This window comes from Pseudomonas syringae group sp. J309-1 (assembly GCF_032582135.1).
Classification (GTDB): domain Bacteria; phylum Pseudomonadota; class Gammaproteobacteria; order Pseudomonadales; family Pseudomonadaceae; genus Aquipseudomonas; species Aquipseudomonas quasicaspiana.
Map to the genome: position 1 here is coordinate 14,982 of NZ_JAWHNU010000043.1, position 18,717 is coordinate 33,698.

At 56.0% G+C, this 18,717-nt stretch carries 18 protein-coding genes; 9 read left to right on the forward strand and 9 right to left on the reverse strand.

The window, feature by feature from the left end; all coding sequences use genetic code 11:
- Positions 1-25 precede the first annotated feature (25 nt).
- From RX972_RS20390 to rlmF, 4 genes are all read left to right on the forward strand, one after another.
- Complete coding sequence (locus RX972_RS20390; RefSeq protein ID WP_095101346.1) at positions 26-454, forward strand: DNA polymerase III subunit chi; 429 nt, start codon at positions 26-28, stop codon at positions 452-454.
- 7 nt (positions 455-461) lie between these two features.
- The gene (locus tag RX972_RS20395) at positions 462-893 is read left to right on the forward strand and encodes a DNA polymerase III subunit chi (protein WP_316877928.1); all 432 of its coding nucleotides are present in this window, start codon (positions 462-464) and stop codon (positions 891-893) included.
- 405 nt (positions 894-1,298) lie between these two features.
- Positions 1,299-4,145: a valine--tRNA ligase gene (locus tag RX972_RS20400; RefSeq protein WP_316877930.1), complete on the forward strand. Its 2,847-nt coding sequence runs from the start codon at positions 1,299-1,301 to the stop codon at positions 4,143-4,145.
- A gap of 113 nt (positions 4,146-4,258) precedes the next feature.
- The gene (gene rlmF, locus RX972_RS20405; protein ID WP_316877932.1) at positions 4,259-5,275 is read left to right on the forward strand and encodes a 23S rRNA (adenine(1618)-N(6))-methyltransferase RlmF; all 1,017 of its coding nucleotides are present in this window, start codon (positions 4,259-4,261) and stop codon (positions 5,273-5,275) included.
- 255 nt (positions 5,276-5,530) lie between these two features.
- On the opposite strand, the gene RX972_RS20410 is transcribed toward rlmF, so the two are convergent.
- Entirely contained in the window at positions 5,531-5,812 is a 282-nt protein-coding gene (locus tag RX972_RS20410) for an HU family DNA-binding protein (protein WP_027900723.1), read from the reverse strand.
- Positions 5,813-6,217: 405 nt separating this feature from the next.
- On the opposite strand from RX972_RS20410, the gene yejK reads away from it, so the two are divergent.
- Both yejK and RX972_RS20420 read left to right on the forward strand, forming a co-directional pair.
- Positions 6,218-7,219 carry a nucleoid-associated protein YejK gene (gene yejK, locus RX972_RS20415; RefSeq protein ID WP_027900722.1) on the forward strand — a complete coding sequence of 334 codons (1,002 nt, stop codon included), beginning with the start codon at positions 6,218-6,220 and terminating at the stop codon, positions 7,217-7,219.
- Between the two features lie 12 nt (positions 7,220-7,231).
- Positions 7,232-7,582, forward strand: coding sequence for a glutaredoxin family protein (locus RX972_RS20420; protein ID WP_316877936.1), 351 nt, complete (start codon positions 7,232-7,234; stop codon positions 7,580-7,582).
- A gap of 177 nt (positions 7,583-7,759) precedes the next feature.
- On the opposite strand, the gene RX972_RS20425 is transcribed toward RX972_RS20420, so the two are convergent.
- From RX972_RS20425 to RX972_RS20440, 4 genes are all read right to left on the reverse strand, one after another.
- Positions 7,760-8,692, reverse strand: a complete 933-nt coding sequence (locus tag RX972_RS20425; RefSeq protein ID WP_316877938.1) for a glutathione S-transferase family protein — start codon at positions 8,690-8,692, stop codon at positions 7,760-7,762.
- Between the two features lie 350 nt (positions 8,693-9,042).
- Positions 9,043-9,366 (reverse strand): GIY-YIG nuclease family protein, encoded by a 324-nt coding sequence (locus RX972_RS20430; RefSeq protein WP_231675428.1) that lies wholly within the window; start codon positions 9,364-9,366, stop codon positions 9,043-9,045.
- A gap of 44 nt (positions 9,367-9,410) precedes the next feature.
- Positions 9,411-9,896, reverse strand: coding sequence for a nuclear transport factor 2 family protein (locus tag RX972_RS20435; RefSeq protein ID WP_316877941.1), 486 nt, complete (start codon positions 9,894-9,896; stop codon positions 9,411-9,413).
- A 90-nt stretch (positions 9,897-9,986) separates the two neighbouring features.
- Positions 9,987-11,213: a CynX/NimT family MFS transporter gene (locus RX972_RS20440; RefSeq protein WP_316877943.1), complete on the reverse strand. Its 1,227-nt coding sequence runs from the start codon at positions 11,211-11,213 to the stop codon at positions 9,987-9,989.
- Between the two features lie 582 nt (positions 11,214-11,795).
- Here RX972_RS20440 and RX972_RS29585 point away from each other — a divergent pair.
- The 3 genes from RX972_RS29585 (at position 11,796) to RX972_RS20450 (ending at position 13,289) form a co-directional block, all read left to right on the forward strand.
- Complete coding sequence (locus RX972_RS29585; protein ID WP_410478248.1) at positions 11,796-11,924, forward strand: DUF6124 family protein; 129 nt, start codon at positions 11,796-11,798, stop codon at positions 11,922-11,924.
- Positions 11,925-12,099: 175 nt separating this feature from the next.
- Positions 12,100-12,582, forward strand: a complete 483-nt coding sequence (locus RX972_RS20445; RefSeq protein ID WP_316877945.1) for an Hcp family type VI secretion system effector — start codon at positions 12,100-12,102, stop codon at positions 12,580-12,582.
- Positions 12,582-13,289, forward strand: coding sequence for a DUF4225 domain-containing protein (locus tag RX972_RS20450; protein WP_316877947.1), 708 nt, complete (start codon positions 12,582-12,584; stop codon positions 13,287-13,289). Before RX972_RS20445 ends, RX972_RS20450 begins: the two co-directional genes overlap by 1 nt.
- 1,117 nt (positions 13,290-14,406) lie before the next feature.
- Here the strand turns inward: RX972_RS20450 and RX972_RS20455 are convergent.
- From RX972_RS20455 to RX972_RS20470, 4 genes are all read right to left on the reverse strand, one after another.
- The gene (locus RX972_RS20455; RefSeq protein WP_027900712.1) at positions 14,407-15,171 is read right to left on the reverse strand and encodes an amino acid ABC transporter ATP-binding protein; all 765 of its coding nucleotides are present in this window, start codon (positions 15,169-15,171) and stop codon (positions 14,407-14,409) included.
- A 10-nt stretch (positions 15,172-15,181) separates the two neighbouring features.
- Positions 15,182-16,279, reverse strand: coding sequence for an amino acid ABC transporter permease (locus RX972_RS20460; RefSeq protein ID WP_316877950.1), 1,098 nt, complete (start codon positions 16,277-16,279; stop codon positions 15,182-15,184).
- 10 nt (positions 16,280-16,289) lie between these two features.
- Positions 16,290-17,471, reverse strand: a complete 1,182-nt coding sequence (locus tag RX972_RS20465; RefSeq protein WP_027900710.1) for an amino acid ABC transporter permease — start codon at positions 17,469-17,471, stop codon at positions 16,290-16,292.
- Positions 17,472-17,541: 70 nt separating this feature from the next.
- Positions 17,542-18,570, reverse strand: coding sequence for an amino acid ABC transporter substrate-binding protein (locus RX972_RS20470; protein ID WP_027900709.1), 1,029 nt, complete (start codon positions 18,568-18,570; stop codon positions 17,542-17,544).
- Positions 18,571-18,717: the final 147 nt, after the last annotated feature.

Here is an 18,717-nt window from a genome sequence, read left to right on the forward strand (position 1 = left end):
AGTGCCCCGCGACCTGGAACCTTACATGACACAAGTCGATTTCTACATTCTCCCCAGCCCCGATCCTTCGGCACGTCTGGACTTCGCCTGCAAGCTCACGGAGAAAGCCTGGCGCATGGGCCATCGGATTTACCTGCATTGCAGCGATGCCGCGCAGCGTGAAGATCTGGATGCCCGGTTATGGCGTTTCAAAGGCGAAACTTTTATTCCCCACGGTGACGCTGAAGACGATCAGGTCGCGCCAGTGGTGCTGGGCCTGGGAGAAGACCCGGGGCAACATCAGGATCTGCTGGTCAATCTGGACCTGCGCATCCCCGATTTTTTCAAACGTTTCGCCCGAGTGGCGGAAATAGTGGTGGAAGACCCCGCCATACGACTGGCCGCACGAGAGAGTTTTCGTTTCTATCGTGAACAGGGCTATCCTCTGCAAGATCACCGACTACAGCGGCTTTGAGCACACGATGGATAATTCAAACCCTCTGAAAAACTCCGCCCATTTGCTGGACGACCTCGAGTCGATCCGCCAACTGCTCGGCGATGATTCACAGCAACCGCCCACTCATGGCGAAGGGCAGATCCCTTTGCTGTTCGATGTGGTGGGCGCAAAACCGGCACTGCACCAGGAACTGGATTTCGGCGATGAAGATGAGGCCGATATCCTAACCCTGACACCTGAGCCTGTTGCACAACCTGTCGAGCCGCCAGCGACTGTTGCTCCGGCGCAAGCAAGATCAAAAGAAGATGCTCTGTTGCATCTGGACTCTGAGCTGCGCGCCGCTGCCCAACTGATCATGCAAGACGTCATCGACGACTTCGCGCCGCATATCGAGACCGAAATCAAACGCCGTCTTGAAGCGCGGATGGAACGGCTGCTGAGCCAGTATCAGAATTAAATAACCACGGCGGTGCCTGGACTGACGCATTCGCGAATGAATTCGCTCCCACAGGGCTCACCGCAGTTACCTGTGCAGGCTGTGTGAAAACCTCACGAGCCAATTAGCTGGCTAAAAAACGCTCAAAAAACCGCGCTCCTACGTGAGTTTGAGGTCTGTGACCCACACAAACTTTTAAAGATTTCACGTGAGCGCGCGCAGTTTGTTTTTGTCTGAGGGTTTTCACACAGTCTGTGTGGGAGCGAATTCATTCGCGAAAAAAGCCTTAACAGTCGAAATTTCAGTATCTGATTCACACATAACCCAATTTTGCGGCACCCATCATCGCCCCGCTCTACGCCCAGCCGTTCATCCCCGCTATACTTGTCGGCTTTCCTGAATTACAGCAATAGGTTCCCGCCGCGCATGGACAAGACCTACCAGCCGCACGCTATTGAAACTTCCTGGTATCAAACCTGGGAATCCGAGAATTACTTCGCCCCACAAGGCGCGGGTGACTCGTACACCATCATGATCCCGCCGCCGAACGTCACCGGCAGCCTGCACATGGGCCATGGTTTCAATAACGCGATCATGGATGCCTTGATCCGTTTCCGCCGCATGCAGGGTCGCAACACCCTATGGCAACCGGGCACCGACCACGCCGGTATCGCCACGCAAATGCTGGTAGAGCGTCAGATCGAAGCGCAAGGCCTGAACCGTCACGATCTGGGCCGCGATAAATTCCTGGAGAAAATCTGGGAATGGAAAGATCAGTCCGGCGGCAACATCAGCCGTCAGATCCGCCGCCTGGGCTCGTCCGTTGACTGGAGCCGTGAGCGCTTCACCATGGACGACGGCCTGTCGGACGCGGTTAAAGAAGCTTTCGTACGTCTGCATGAAGATGGTCTGATCTACCGCGGCAAGCGTCTGGTCAACTGGGACACCAAACTGCACACCGCTATTTCCGACCTGGAAGTGGAAAACCACGACGAGAAAGGCTTCCTGTGGAACCTGCGTTATCCACTGGCTGACGGCGCGAAAACCGCTGACGGTCTGGATTACCTGATCGTTGCCACGACTCGCCCGGAAACCATGCTCGGTGATGCCGCCGTCGCCGTTAACCCGGAAGACGAGCGTTACAAAGCGCTGATCGGCAAGTTCGTTGAGCTGCCGCTGGTTGGCCGCCGCATCCCGATCATTGCGGATGAATACTGCGACCCGGAATTCGGCACCGGCTGCGTGAAAATCACCCCGGCCCACGATTTCAACGACTACGAAGTCGGCAAGCGCCACAACCTGCCGCTGCTGAATATCTTCGACAAGAACGCCAGCGTGCTGGCCGCCGCTCAGGTGTTCAACCTCGACGGCACCCTGAACGAAACCGTAGACGGTACCCTGCCCGCCGAATACGCAGGTCTTGACCGTTTCGAAGCGCGCAAGCAGATCGTTGCGGCATTCGACGCCGCCGGCCTGCTGGTCAGCGTCGACGATCACGCCCTGAAAGTCCCGAAAGGCGACCGCTCCGGCACCATCATCGAGCCGTGGCTGACTGACCAGTGGTACGTGTCTACCAAGCCTTTGGCTGAACCGGCTATCGCTGCAGTTGAAGACGGCCGCATCGCCTTCGTGCCCAAGCAATACGAAAACATGTACTTCTCGTGGATGCGTGATATCCAGGACTGGTGCATCAGCCGTCAACTCTGGTGGGGCCACCGCATCCCGGCCTGGTACGACGAGTCCGGCAAGGTGTACGTCGGTCGCGATGAAGCCGAAGTACGTGCCAAGAACAACCTGGGCCCCGACGTTGCGCTGCAACAGGACAACGACGTACTCGACACCTGGTTCAGTTCGGGCTTGTGGACCTTCTCTACCCTCGGCTGGCCGGAAAAGACCAAAGCGCTGGAAACCTTCCACTCCACCGACGTACTGGTTACTGGCTTCGACATCATTTTCTTCTGGGTTGCCCGGATGATCATGCTCACCATGCATCTGGTGAAAGACGAAGACGGCACGCCGCAAGTGCCGTTCAAAACCGTTTATGTGCACGGCCTGGTACGCGATGGTCAGGGCCAGAAGATGTCCAAGTCCAAGGGCAACGTCCTCGACCCGCTGGACATCATCGACGGCATCGAGCTGGAAGACCTGGTGCAGAAACGCACCTCCGGCATGATGCAGCCGAAACTGGCGAAGAAAATTGAAAAGCAGACTCGCGACGAGTTCGCTGACGGTATCGCCAGCTACGGCACCGACGCCCTGCGCTTCACCTTCTGCTCGCTGGCGTCTACCGGTCGCGACATCAAGTTCGACATGGGCCGCGTTGAGGGCTATCGCAACTTCTGCAACAAGATCTGGAACGCCGCACGCTACGTGCTGGACAAAGGCGAAGACTGTGGCCAGAACGGCGAAGAAGTCGAACTGTCCCTGGCTGATCGCTGGATCATCTCGCAATTGCAGCGCACCGAAGCCGAAGTAACCCGTCAACTGGATCAATTCCGTTTCGACCTCGCGGCTCAGGCGCTGTACGAGTTCATCTGGAACCAGTATTGCGACTGGTATCTGGAACTGTCCAAGCCGGTGCTGTGGGACGAGAATGCCCCGGTTGAACGTCAGCGCGGCACCCGCCGTACGCTGGTTCGCGTGCTGGAAGTTGCGCTGCGTCTGGCGCATCCGTTCATGCCGTTCATCACCGAAGAAATCTGGCAGCGCCTCGCGCCGCTGGCCGGTGCAGAAGGCAAAACCATCATGCTGCAGCCTTGGCCAGTGGCCAATGAAGCGCGCATCGATCAAGCCGCCGAAGACGACATCGAATGGCTCAAGGGCCTGATGCTCGCCACCCGTAACATCCGTGGCGAAATGAACATCGGTCCGGGCAAGCCGTTGCAACTGTTCCTCAAGAACGTCAACGCCGAAGACCTGCGTCGCCTGCAGGAGAACGATTACCTGCTGAAGAAACTGGCCAAGCTGGAATCCATCACCGTACTGGAAGCAGGCGCAGAAGCACCGCTGTCGGCTACCGGTCTGGTGGGTGAAATGGAAGTGCTGGTGCCAATGGCAGGTCTGATCGACAAAGACGCCGAGCTGGCGCGTCTGGACAAGGAAATCCTGCGCCTGCAAGGCGAAGTGCAACGGGTGGGCGGCAAGCTGTCCAACGCTGCCTTCGTTGACAAGGCACCGCCTGAGGTCATCGCCAAGGAACGCGCGAAGATGGCCGAGGCCGAACAGGCCTTGGGCAAGCTGGCTGAGCAGCATGCGCGGATTGCGAGCTTGTAAATAAAACAGTCAGCCAGCCTTCCCCAAGGCTGGCCGACAACAACGAACCCTGTAGGAGCGCCACCCCGGTCACTCCTACAGGGTTTTGTGCTCTCTCCAGAATTGAATTGGTCATGACTACTCCAGACAAGCCAAAACCACCCCGCAAAAAGCACAAACCGGCGCAGCCAGGCAAACCTGCCGAGCCCCGTGAAAAAGCTACTTTGCACCCACGCAATCGCCATCAAGGCCATTACGATTTTCCCAAGCTGATCAAAAGCAGCCCGGAGCTGGGGCAGTTTTTGATCACCAATCCGTATGGCAAGGAAAGCATCGACTTCGCCAACCCGTCCGCTGTACGCGTGTTCAACCGGGCGCTGCTCAAGTCGTTTTACGGCATCGCCCACTGGGATATCCCGGCCGACTATCTGTGCCCGCCGATTCCGGGCCGCGCCGACTATCTGCACTTCCTCGCGGACCTGCTGGCTGAGCGCAACGAAGGCGTCATCCCGCGTGGCGCCTCGATCAAGGCACTGGACGTCGGCACAGGCGCCAACTGCGTCTATCCACTGATCGGTCATAGCGACTATGGCTGGCAGTTCCTGGGCTCGGAAATCGACACCACCGCCGTTGCAGCTGCCACCGCGATCATCAAGTCCAACAACCTGAGCAAAGCCATCAGCCTGCGTCAGCAAACCAATCGCAATCAGATCCTGCTGGGCCTGCTGAGCGACGATGAACGCTTCGACGTGAGCCTCTGCAACCCGCCCTTCCACTCGTCTCTGGAGGAAGCACAGCGCGGCAGCCAGCGTAAATGGCGGGCGTTAGGCAAGGCGGACCCGAAACGAAAACTTCCGGTACTCAACTTCGGCGGTCAGTCGCAGGAGTTGTGGTGTGAGGGCGGCGAAATCGGCTTCGTCACTCAACTGATCAAAGAAAGCACCCAATCAGCTAAACAGGTGTTGTGGTTCAGCACCCTGGTTTCAAAGGCGTCCAACCTGCCAATGATTCAAAGCACACTGAAAAAAGCAGGAGTGTTTGAAAGCCAGGTGATCGAGATGGGCCAGGGCCAGAAGCAAAGCCGCTTCGTGGCGTGGACCTTTCATGACAAGGCCAAACAGGAAGCGTGGCGGCTGGAGCGCTGGGTGTAAAGAAACTGAGCCTGCTGTAACGCAATCCCCTGTAGGAGCTAACTTGTTGGCGAAGCGGAATTTCTGACGATGCGGGTCCGACGTCTCGCCAACAAGTTGGCTCCTACAGGGTCATCCGTTTGCTTAGCGACAGCGTGGTGTCAGGGACACCGGGGCATCTCCCATAGGAATGCATTCCAACATTGGCAAATGTGACCCACAAAAAAGCCGTGCCCGGTTAACCGGTGCACGGCTTTTTCAACAGCAAGCGTGTGCTTACTTGTTGATCGAGTCGTTCAGCACTTTAGCTGGTACGAACTTGATGACTTTCTTGGCAGCGATTTCGATGGCAGCGCCAGTCGAAGGGTTGCGGCCAGTGCGAGCTGGACGCTCGGCTACTTTCAGTTTGCCGATGCCCGGCAGAGTGATTTCAGCGCCGTTTTCCAGTTGGTCGGCAACAATTTGGCCCAATTGCTCAAGAGCATTACGCGCGGTGGTTTTTGGCGCGTCGATAGCTTCTGCGATATCGGCGATCAATTGGTCTTTAGTCAGAGCCATGGTGGTGTTCCTTCCCTATCAAATTCATTTGGATTGCAGAGTGCAGCGTCGGCCTGGAGCCGGATCATGAACCCGACCCTCCAGTAGCAGCCACGATTAATCGCGAAGTGTAGATACTGAAACCGGGCATTGGTTCGGCCCAAACGCACACAAACTGCGGTGCTTGGCGCGCTATGCTGCGCAAGACGGGGCAAAACTAGCACAGAGCCGAGCAAATATCCGCACTAACCTACCCGTTTGGACAGGTTTCTCCCGTTTGAACCGAAAAAAAGCGGTTCGGACACCTCATGAGAGCTAAAACCAAGGGGTTCAGCCTCGTTTCACGTCTCGGGTGCGTTACACTGCGTGCCGTAAATCGAGCAGCGCCGCTCGTCAGTATTCCGCTCACAACCAGCCGAGAAACCCATGCCGATCCGTCATTGCATCGTCCACCTGATCGACAAGAAACCCGACGGCACGCCCGCAGTTCTCCACGCACGCGACTCCGAACTCGCTGAGTCTCAAGCCATCGAGAACATGCTGGCCGACCTCAACGAAAGCTATAACGCCAAACAGGGCAAGGCTTGGGGATTCTTCCACGCCGAGTCTGGTGCGCATCCGTTCAGCGGCTGGCTGAAGGAGTACATGGACGGCGGCAAAGATTTCACGGCATTCAGCCGGGTCGCAGTAGAGCACCTGCAAAAGTTGATGGAAGAATCCAACCTGTCCGTCGGCGGCCACGTGCTGTTTGCTCACTATCAACAAGGCATGACGGATTATCTGGTCATCGCCCTGCTGCACCACAGCGAAGGCGTGGCCGTGAGCGAAACCCTCGACGTGACCCCGTCCCGCCATCTGGACCTTGGTCAACTGCACCTTGCGGCGCGGATCAACGTGTCCGAATGGCAGAACAACAAGATGTCCAAGCAGTACATCTCGTTCATCAAGGGCAAGAACGGCAAGAAGGTCTCGGAATACTTCCGCGACTTCATCGGTTGCCAGGAAGGCGTCGACGGCCCTGGCGAAACCCGCACCCTGCTCAAGGCCTTCAGCGACTTCGTCGAAAGCGAGGACCTGCCGGAAGATTCCGCCCGGGAGAAAACCAAGACCCTGGTCGACTACGCCAGCAGCCAGAGCAAAATGGGTGAGCCCATGGGCCTGGAAGAACTCTCCGGCCTGATCGACGAAGAGCGCCCACGCGCGTTCTACGATCACATCCGCAACAAGGACTACGGCCTGTCGCCAGAGATCCCTGCGGATAAGCGCACCCTCAACCAGTTCCGCCGCTTCACCGGCCGCGCAGAAGGCCTGTCGATCAGCTTTGAAGCGCACCTGCTGGGCGACAAGATCGAATACGACGAAGCCGCCGGTACGTTGATCATCAAAGGTCTGCCAACGCAACTGACTGATCAGCTCAAGCGCCGCTGAGGACAAACGAGCATGTTGCTACGCACCCTTAAGAAGTTCGCTCTGATCATGCTGGTCGTAGTGATTTATCAGAACTGGGGCAAGATCGAGCACTTCTTCAACCCCTCGGACGCCATCCCTGCGCAGACCCAGGCGCAAGCCCGGGTGGTGATGTACGCGACCGAGTGGTGCGGCTATTGCAAACAGACCCGACGTTTTCTCGACAGCAAGGGAATTCCGTACAAGGAGTACGACATCGAGAAGTCAAACGAAGGCCGCAAGGCTTATGAAGCGCTGGGTGGCCGTGGCATCCCGTTGATAGATGTGAATGGCACCATCATCAGGGGCTTCAGCGAAGAAGCTATATTGGCAGCCTTGAAGTGATCGCGGAGCTCCAAGGCTAGACAACACCCTGTGGGACTCTACATTGGCCTGCTAGCTCACTTCCTGTGGGAGCGAATTTATTCGCGAAGGGGCCGGTACATCCACAACCTTGTATCGACTGAAGCACCGCCTTCCCGAATGAATTCGCTCCCACAGGTAGATTCACAGCTGGCTCTCTCAGCCCTTCTCGATTCGAAATCCAAACCGCGGAAAGTGCACTTGCACCACACCCGCCCGCTCTTCTTCACGGCGAAGGATTAACTCTTCGCGACCACTGAAGACTAGCTCGCCTTCAACCGGATCCACGCCGTAATCAACAGCTGAAATGGACACTTGATCACCGGCCTTGAAGCCATTGAGATCAACAAACTGCTCATCCGGCAACGCAGCAGGCGTCGCGTTCAAAGCGATCTCAACCGCCTCAGCCGGGCTCAACTCGCTTGGCGCGCCATGACCGAAGCCCAGAACCCGAGCCAGCCAGGCCGCCACTTCAGGGTAATCATCGACAAACGGCGCAGTCACAGGGGTTTGCTTGAGGAACCACAGGGTATGGGCAACAGAGAAGTCGGCAATCGAAGGTGCGCCAAACAGGAAGTCGCCATTGCGATCAAGTTGCTGCTCCAGCCGGGACATCAGCGTTGGCCATTGGTGTTTGGCCTGCTCGACGGGCAAACGAGTTGCACTGCCGCCCTGGAACAACGCAGCGCGATCAGCGACGAAGGCTTTCACTCCTTCAGGCGGCACTTTGGCGAAACGTACCGCCAGCGACTCAGGCTGGAACACCAGGCTCACGGCGTGCATGAACATTACTGAGTCGGCCCACGCTGCAAAGCTGGCGACCGTGAACTCCTGACCTTCCGGGAAAAACGCAGGCGAGGCTTTTTCCTGTTCCAGACGACGGGCCATCAATGCCGTGTCGCAGTAGATATCAGCGCCGATCTGTAGCACCGGAGTTTTGCGATAACCACCGGTCAGCGCCGTCAGATCGGGTTTTGGCATGATCGAAGGGACAGTGACGGAGCGCCAGGACAGGCCTTTGAACCCCAGCATCAGACGGGCTTTTTCAGCGAACAGCGAGGTGGGGTAATGGTGCAGGATGATGTCGGTCATGGCTGGCTTTCCAACGGTAGGTAAGTCAGCAGCTTAACCGGGTACAGGCAGCGAGCCTACCCGACAACAATGATGGCAAATCATCACAGCGATTGATCGAAACACAGTGTTCTGGAGCTGCCGAAGGCTGCGAATGGCGGCGCGCCAGACAAACCGACATCTTCGCCGTCGTAACCTCCGACAAAGCGTACAAGAGCGAGGTGTGCCTGAAAGAATACAGAACCCAGTGGGAGCGAATTCATTCGCGAAAGCGATATTCCACACGATGCATAAGCTGCGGATGTACCGGCCTCTTCGCGAATGAATTCGCTCCCACGGGAATTGTGTTCGCAGCCCAGCATAGAGGTCCGCTATTTAACGCGGGGCAGCGTGGTGCAATACCCCGCCGCCAGACACTCCTTCGCACTCTTCCTCAATTTCTTGATCAACCGCTCCTGGCGCAACGCCTCCCCCTTGCTCACACACTGCTCAACATAAACAAGTGCCACCGCCGGGCTGGAATAAAAGTAGCGTGCACCTTTGCCACTCTGATGGGCCGCAAAACGGCGCTGCGGATCGTCGCTGATGCCGCAGTACAACGAGCCGTTTTCAGCGCGCACCAAGTACACGAACCAAGGTTTGCTGACCGCTGGTTCGGGTGTCTCGTTGACGGATGAGGACAAGGCTTCAGGCATGGCAACAGATCAAATGGTGCGAAAGCCGCGATTCTATCAGAGGCTTAACGTCCGGCCTGAAACGCCTTCAGGCCCTTCTGCGCCTGAGCGCGGATAGCGTTCTGTACAAACGGCGTCCAGCCGAGCAACACGCCTTTGGTGCCCAAGGCCTGTCGAGACCAGCGCCACAGGTCGAATTGATCGTGATGCTCCGCGATCTTGCCGTCGCGAAACACGAAGCGCGCCTGAATGTCGTTGACCACGGTGTTGCCGGTCTGACTAAACAGATACGTGGCAATCCAGTGCGCTGCGCCGCTGCGTTCATCAGCGCGGACGCTATCGAAGGTCAGGGAAAAGTCCTTGGCCCGCGAGGTAAGCATGCGCCACATGTCGCAAGCCTGCTGGCCGCGCAACTCGCCAAAGACTGGATCGCTGAACAGCACGTCATCGGTGTAACACGCAGCCATCGCCTCGGCATCCAGGCGATTGAAGGCCTCGTAAAAGCGGGTAATCAGCGCGTTATTGATCAGGCGTTTGTCTTCGTCGCTCATGCATGCAGGTCCGTTGGAGCAAAAGGTGCCTGCACGATAAGCGGCAATCGCTGGTTTTGCCATGGGCATAAGCGAGACAAATGCCTGGAGTCAGACTTTTTCGCTACTCACCTGCACATAAAGCGCTCGTCCGGCACCAAGCCCCGCAATGATCGCCGACAAGCCGAGCACCGCGAAGATCCAGCCGATGGAATCCCAACCACCGGTAACGTCATGCACGACGCCTACGGCAAAGGGGCCAATGGAAGCGATGGTATAACCAATGCCCTGGACCATGCCCGACAGGTTCGACGCAACATGGGAGTCCCTGGACCGCAGCACGATCAGCGTCAACGCGATACTGAAGGCACCACCCTGCCCCAACCCCAGCAAAATAGCCCAGCCCCACAGGCTATCGATGGGCGCATACAAACACCCAAATAATCCGGCCAGCGACATGGACATGACCACCAGCACGCCCAGGCGTTGATCCTTGCCGCGAGTCGCCAGCCAAGGCGCGGTCAATGCGCTGATCAACTGGACCATGATCGACCCGGACATCATTAACCCCGCATCCGTCGGGCTCATGCCCCGGCCGATCAACACCGAAGGCAACCAGCCAAACACGATATAAGCCAGCGAAGACTGCAGCCCCATGTAAAGGGTGACTTGCCAGGCCAGGCGATCGCGCAACAGGCCACGCACGCGATAAGTCACTTGATTCACATCGTGCTTTTGCCGTGCCTGGGGCCACCAGATGAGTGCCGCCAACAATGCTGGAATCATCCAGAAGCCCAGGCCGATGGTCCAGTCATCGCCGAAATATTGAGTCAGCGGTACCGTCGAACCAGCCGCCAAGGCTGCGCCCAGACACAAGGCCATGGTGTAGACGCCGGTCATCGTACCGGCCTGTTTGGGGAAGTCGCGTTTAACGATACCCGGCAGCAGCACGCCAATCACACCGATGCTCGCGCCAGCCAGAACACTGCCCGCAAACAACCCGACCTCACCGAACAGGCTACGCAACAAGATACCGGCGGCCAGGGTCAGTAAAATCCCCAACACCACCTGCTCACTGCCAAAGCGCCGCGCCAATCGCGGGGCCAGCGGCGCGAACAACCCAAGACACAACACCGGCAGAGTGGTCAGCAGCCCCGCCGAAGCGGATGAGAGCCCCAGGCTGCTGGAAACACTGCTGAGCAGCGGTGCCATACTCGCCAGCGCCGGACGCAGGTTAAGCGCCACCAGCACCAGCCCGAGCAGCAACAGCCACGGCCGATCAATTACAGAAGAAGGATGTTGTGGGGTAGAGCTCGCCGATGGCGCCTTGGTCGTCATTGTTTTCTCAGGGCAGGTAGTGAAGCGGCGCAGAGCGCCAAAAAGGTGCATCGTGTTGGAGAACAGCAACGAATACAAGTTTCGCTCGGATTGAATACAGCCCTGAACTGAAATGCGATCTCCTGTGAGATGTCTCTGACACAGCACTATGGAGCGCTAAACAGAGAACCTGTGGGAGCGAGGCTTGCCCGCGATATGGGCGATAAGGTGTCAAGCCTTACAATGAGTTATCGTTCATCGTCGGAATGCCGCCCAGACCAAGCCCAGCTCCCACAGATTTGCGCGCCACTGGAAACATCATCAGCCCTGCTTCTGCCCTGAAGCCACTTGCCGCAACACATTTGCCAGACCTGATCCCTTCCCCCTGCCAGACCTTTCCGAGAAACTTGTCCCTCGCTTGCGCCTGCAAATCCGTCTCACCAGGCTGCCTCCGTCGCTGCACATCAGCGATCGGGTTTAGTAGCCCGGACCAATAGGCGCACAGGTGTTCACCTTTACGGTGGCTGTGCGCAGGGCACCTTCGGGTGCGCCGGTTTTCCTATTGTCCGGTCTACTAACCTGCTGCACAGCCGCCCCCTTTCGATTGCCTATGAATCCGCCGACCAACTGAGTGGCAACAAACGTGACCTGGTGTTTTCGGTGGTGCACTTGATTGATATGGCCCGTGGGACGGTGGAGAAATCCCTGCTCAATAACGAGAATCCCTTGTAGGAGCTGCCGAAGGCTGCGATCGCGGTCTGCCTGAAACAACCCTTTCGCAGCCTTCGGCAGCTCCTACAAGAATCCACAATCGCGCAAAGCCCTTCAACAATCACAGAAACGCCCTACATAACCCTGAATCTCCCATCCATAAACTGATCGCCCATTTATTTCAGGCGATCACTCCATGGCTCACCCCATCTACATGACCATCAAGGGCAAGGAACAGGGCGATATCTCCGCAGGCTGTTCGACCCCGGAGTCCATGGGTAATAAATGCCAGGAAGCACACCTGAACGAAATCATGGTGCTGTCCTACACGCACCAGATGGCCAACGTCGCGAACATCGACCGCGCCACGCACATGCCCGTCGTCATTACCAAGAACATCGACAAGTCCTCGCCTTTATTGGCCCAAGCCTTGGCGCAACGGGAATCCATTACCTGCAAGATCGATTTCTATCGCACCACACCCAATGGCAGTCAGGAGAAGTTCTACACCGTCGAGATCACGGAAGCCGTCATCGAAAATCTGATTGTCCAGACGCCTCACGTCACCCTCGATAACGACGCCGAACCCCTCGAACAACTCGCCATCCGCTACGGCGACATCAGCTGGACCCACCACGCCGCAGGGACCAGTGGTTATAGCTATTGGGGCGAGTCCTGATGGCAGAACCCAAATCGAACACTTCCGAGAATAAGCAGCTTAAGCAGGCGGCTGTAGCGCTGACGAATCACGCTTGCACGTTGAGCATGCAGCATATTCAAGACGGTATGTTGCGGCTGCAATTTAATAGGGAAGTTTCTTATTACACGCAGGGTATTGTTCGAGATGTTGAGGGTGGCAAAAAAAGCATTCTGGAAGCATTAAAGGCATTCAGAGATAAACATACATTACTGACAAGCCATCAATGGACAGTCCTCTCTCAATCTGTAGGCCTAGTCGCTGGAGGGTTTCAGTTCGCAGGTGGAGTCGCAATATGTACTGCATCAGGTGGAGCCGCATGCGTGGGAGGTGCGTTCATGATTGCGCACGGTATGAACAACATCCACGAGAACACAGTTAACTTATGGGAAGGCAGGTCCGACACAGTGGGCGCAACTAGAATGGTATACCGCAAGGTATCTGAAGGTAAGGGTTACGGAAAAACAGCAGGCGACGTTACTTATGGAGTGATTGACATCGGGACCTCATTATTCGGCGCATTCAGAAACACACTAAAACCAGATGCCTGGAAGCTATTTAATTATATAGACACCGACTATGCGAGCGCTTACAGATTCACATCAAAGTGGGTTCTCGGGTTTGATGCTGCGAGCGGTATTTACACATCTAAAGGCATTCACGACAGCCTAGAGCAAAAAAATGATTGAACTCATTTTATACATTATCTTTTTCGTTATCAGCTCCCTCCTCTTCCTACCTTCAATTTGGGCGAAGCGCGCCTCATCCCGCATCGACTTCACCATTACCTCATATCGTATGTTTTTCACCTACAACGTAGCGTTTATGATCATACACATCGGCATTTCCAGAACAGGAAACATACCACTAACCAACATCAAAGATGCTCCTTTCATCGACTTATTCTCATTCATCATCGCGCTAGCATACGGGTACATGATGGCAAGCCTTCGCAAGCCAGATGAGTACCCAAAAAGCACGCATGTATTCTATAAAGCACTAGACGGAACCAAAAGATCTCTAACCATAGACATAGATCGAATATTTTATTTTTTAAGGCTATCAATTTTTGTCTTATGCGGTGCAGGTTTTTACACAGTAGTCTTTAACTATATTCTTTTAGAGCTAATAAAACTGGAACCCCAGCAGTGGAGGCTAGTTGGGTACGTCACCTACCCCATTTGTGTCGCGCTTGGTATTTGGTTCGTACGTATTCACCATAGAAAACATGGACGCAAATTGTAGATATATCGAAAAACTGGAGAAGCAAGCACCTAAACGTAATGAACAATTAAAACAATGAATGATTTTATATTTAACATACTTTTCGTGATTGGTTGCCTGCTATTCTACTTACCCGCATTATGGGCAAAATTTTCCTTCAGTGGAAAAGACCATACTCAGGCAACATCAGTGGGCGCAGTTATATACAGTATATTTTTGACTTATTTACACTGGCGATTCATCGACAAGGGAGCTTTGCCATTCCTGGGAGTATACGAGCGAGAGCCTATGGGATGGCTGTCGCTGTTTATGATATTGGCACACGCTTATGCGCTCCCTGGTGAAAATAGCGTCAGGTCCTGGATGAGAAAAAAGAAGACATGACTCTATGTCTAAAACAAAGTACCAGACCGATAAGACGGCTGAAGAGATCGGTGAAAACCTCTGAGGTCAGTGCTACCAGACAAACCGCCTCGCGAACAAGTTAGCTCCTACCCGTTGAACAGCAATTCCAGCCTTCCCTGCCATCCATAAAAAAACCCGAACTCAACGTCCGGGTTTCTCAGTCCATCACTCAACCAATCAATGCAGGATCTGGCTCAGGAAAAGACGCGTACGGTCACTCTGTGGATTGTCGAAGAAGTCGTTCGGCGCAGCCTGTTCGACGATTTCGCCTTTGTCCATGAAGATCACGCGGTTGGCCACGGTGCGGGCGAAGCCCATTTCGTGGGTTACGCAGAGCATGGTCATGCCTTCTTCTGCCAGGCCTACCATGGTGTCCAGAACCTCTTTCACCATTTCCGGGTCGAGTGCCGAGGTCGGCTCGTCGAACAGCATGATTTTCGGCTTCATGCACAGGGCACGGGCAATCGCCACACGCTGTTGCTGACCGCCGGAAAGCTGGCCCGGGAATTTATGCGCCTGCTCCGGAATGCGTACGCGCTCCAGGTAGTGCATGGCGATTTCTTCGGCCTTTTTCTTCGGCATCTTGCGGACCCACATCGGGGCCAGTGTGCAGTTCTGCAGAATGGTCAGATGCGGGAACAGGTTGAAGTGCTGGAACACCATGCCGACTTCGCGGCGGATGGTTTCGATCTGCTTCAGGTCCGAGGTCAGTTCGGTGCCATCGACGATGATCTTGCCCTGCTGGTGCTCTTCCAGACGGTTCAGGCAACGAATGGTCGTGGATTTGCCCGAGCCCGAAGGGCCGCACAACACGATACGCTCGCCCTGACGGACGTTCAGATTGATGTCCTTGAGCACGTGGAACTGGCCGTACCACTTGTGGACGCCCTCCATCCGGATCATGCCTTCGGCGCCCAGAGGCTTGGTGATAACTTCACTCATGTCAAAACTCCTAACGCTTGTGGCCTGTGTCCAGCTTACGTTCCAAGTGCATGGAATAGCGGGACATACCGAAACAGAAGATCCAGAACACCAGGGCTGCGAAGACATAGCCCTCGGTGGCCATACCCAACCACGACGGGTCGGCGGTGGCTTGTTTAACGCTGTTGAGCAGGTCGAACAGGCCGATAATGATCACCAGACTGGTGTCTTTGAACAGGGCAATGAAGGTGTTGACGATGCCGGGAATAACCATCTTCAACGCCTGCGGCAGAATCACCAGGCCCATGCTGCGCCAGTAACCGAGGCCCATGGCCGCGGCAGCTTCGTACTGACCTTTAGGGATTGCCTGCATGCCACCCCGAACCACTTCAGCGATGTAGGCCGACTGGAACAGGATCACGCCAATCAACGCCCGCAGCAGCTTGTCGAAGTTCATTCCTTCCGGCATGAACAGCGGCAACATCACCGACGACATGAACAGCACGGTGATCAACGGCACGCCGCGCCAGAACTCGATGAACGTCACACACACCACGCGCACGGCAGGCATGTTGGAACGACGACCCAGGGCCAGCAAAATACCCAGAGGCAACGCACCGGCGATACCGACAGTGGCGATCACCAGCGTCAGCATCAGGCCGCCCCACTGGCTGGTGGCCACGTGGGTCAGACCAAACGCGCCGCCGCTCAGCAGGTAGAAAGCAACAATCGGGTAAACAATCAGGAAGCCGATGGCGTAAATCGCCTTACGCGGAAACTTCGAGATAAACAGCGGTGCCGCACCGATGATTGCCAGAATGGCAGTCAGGTCTACCCTCCAGCGCAGCTCGTTCGGGAAGTAGCCGTACATGAACTGGCCGAAGCGCTGTTGGATAAACACCCAGCACGCGCCGTCCTTGGTGCAGTCAGCCCGTGTGGTACCGATCCAGTTGGCGTCCAGCAAAGCCCAACTGAGGATCGGCGGAACAACCAGGTAAATCAGGTACAGCGAGAACAAGGTCAGCAGCGTGTTGATCCAGCTGGAGAACAGGTTCTGCCGCATCCACGCTACCGGGCCGAATACTTTGCCCGGTGGTGGCATGTCAGGTTTGAAAGTATGAGTAGTCATGCGCGTTTCCTCACCGCTCGATCAGCGCAATGCGCTTGTTGTACCAGTTCATCAGCAGGGAAATGCTGATACTGATCGCCAGGTACACGCTCATGGTGATGGCAATAACTTCGATGGCCTGACCGGTCTGGTTAAGCACGGTACCGGCAAACAAAGAAACCATTTCCGGGTAACCAATAGCGGCCGCCAGCGAGGAGTTCTTCGCCAGGTTCAGGTATTGGCTGGTCAATGGCGGGATGATCACACGCAGTGCCTGCGGGATGATGACCTTGCGTAGGGTCGGCCCAGGGCGCAGACCCAGGGAGCGAGCTGCTTCCGTCTGACCGTGGCTGACCGACTTGATACCCGAACGCACGATTTCCGCGATAAACGCTGCGGTGTAGACCGTCAGGGCCAGGGTCAGGGAGATCAGTTCAGGAATCAGTACCCAGCCGCCAACAAAGTTGAAGCCTTTGAGTTCTGGCACTTCCCAATGCACCGGAGCACCGAAAATCAGCATGCTCAGAGCCGGAATACCCAGAAACAGCGCCAGACCAGCCCAGAACTTGTGGAACGGCTCGCCGGTGGCTTCAAAGCGCTTGTTGGCCCAACGGGTCATCGCCACGATAGCGACGATAGCCACGATGATGCTGGTCACGAATGGCCAGGCACCCTCGGCAGCCACAGCGCTCGGCATGTTCAAACCGCGGCTGCTGATAAAGAACATATCGAAGTAACCGTGTGCTTGTCTCGGACCCGGCAGGGTCAGGAACACAGCGGTGTACCAGAACAGGATCTGCAGCAACGGCGGGATGTTACGGAAGACTTCCACGTAGACAGTTGCCAGCTTGCTGATCATCCAGTTCGGTGACAAGCGTGCAACGCCGATGATGAAGCCCAGGATCGTGGCCAGGAAAATACCGATGACCGACACCAGCAGCGTATTAAGCAAGCCGATGACAAACACCCGGGCATAGCTGTCCGCTTCCGTGTAATCGATCAAATGCTGCGCAATGCCAAACCCGGCACTGCGTTCAAGAAATCCAAAACCCGAGGTAATACCACGGTGCTGGAGGTTGGTCTGGGTGTTGTCGAACATGAACCAGCCCAACGAGACCACCGCCAGTACGGTAATGATCTGAAATAACCACGCGCGCACTTTTGGGTCGCTCAAGGAGAGCTTTTGCTTGGGTGCGACGATTTGCTTTTCCATGAAGTGCCCCAGGAAAAATGAAACAAAACGACGCCCGACAGCCGGTGAAGGCTGTCGGGCGTCGGGTCAATCAACGAATTGGTGGAGCGTACTGGATGCCGCCGGCATTCCACAGAGCGTTCTGGCCGCGCTTGATTTTCAGCGGGGTCGATTCGCCCAGGTTGCGTTCAAACACTTCGCCGTAGTTACCGACTTGTTTGACGATCTGCACTACCCAGTCTTTCGGCAGTTTCAGGTCGGCACCGTAAGCGCCATCAGCACCCAACATACGGGCAACGTCAGGGTTCTTGGTGGACTTGGCTTCAGCTTCAACGTTTTTCGAAGTCACTTTGGCTTCTTCGGCGTTGAGCATTGCGAACAGGGTCCATTTCACAATGGAGAACCACTCTTCGTCGCCTTTACGTACGACTGGGCCCAGTGGCTCTTTCGAGATCACTTCTGGCAGAACCACGTAGTCAGCCGGGCTGGCCAGTTTGCTGCGCTGTGCGTACAGCTGCGACTGGTCGGAAGTCAGTACGTCGCAACGGCCGCCTTCCAGGGACTTGGCGCTTTCGTCAGAGGTGTCGAAAGTGATCGGGGTGTATTTCAGACCGTTCGAACGGAAGTAGTCGGAAACGTTAAGTTCGGTGGTAGTACCAGCCTGGATACAGATGGTTGCGCCATCCAGTTCCTTGGCGCTTTTGACGCCCAGCTTGTTGTTTACCAGGAAGCCGATGCCGTCGTAGTAAGTCACACCGGCGAAAACCAGACCCATGCCCGAATCGCGGGAGCTGGTCCAGGTGGTGTTACGCGACAGAATGTCGATCTCGCCCGATTGCAGCGCGGTGAAACGCTCTTTGGCGTTCAGCTGGCTGAATTTTACTTTGGTGGCGTCACCGAAAACGGCAGCAGCAACAGCGCGGCAGACGTCGGCGTCGATACCGGTGATCTTGCCGGTAGCATCAGGAACGGAGAAACCTGGCAGGCCATCGCTGACGCCGCACTGTACAAAGCCTTTCTTCTGAATGGCGTCCAGTGTTGCGCCTGCCTGAGCAAAACTGCTCACGCCGAGTGCTGCTGCGGCGGCTACTACAGCCAGGGTGGATTTCAACATCTTCATTCAAACCTCCAGTTTTGCTCTTTGTTGTTTAGGCGCTTCAATCCCGTCGCACCCTTGTGAGGCATTGACGACCCGTGCTGGCTTATTTTTGGGTCATCCGACTTTCAGGCCAGTTCATGAGCCGAGCGTGAGGTCATCTCATCGCTC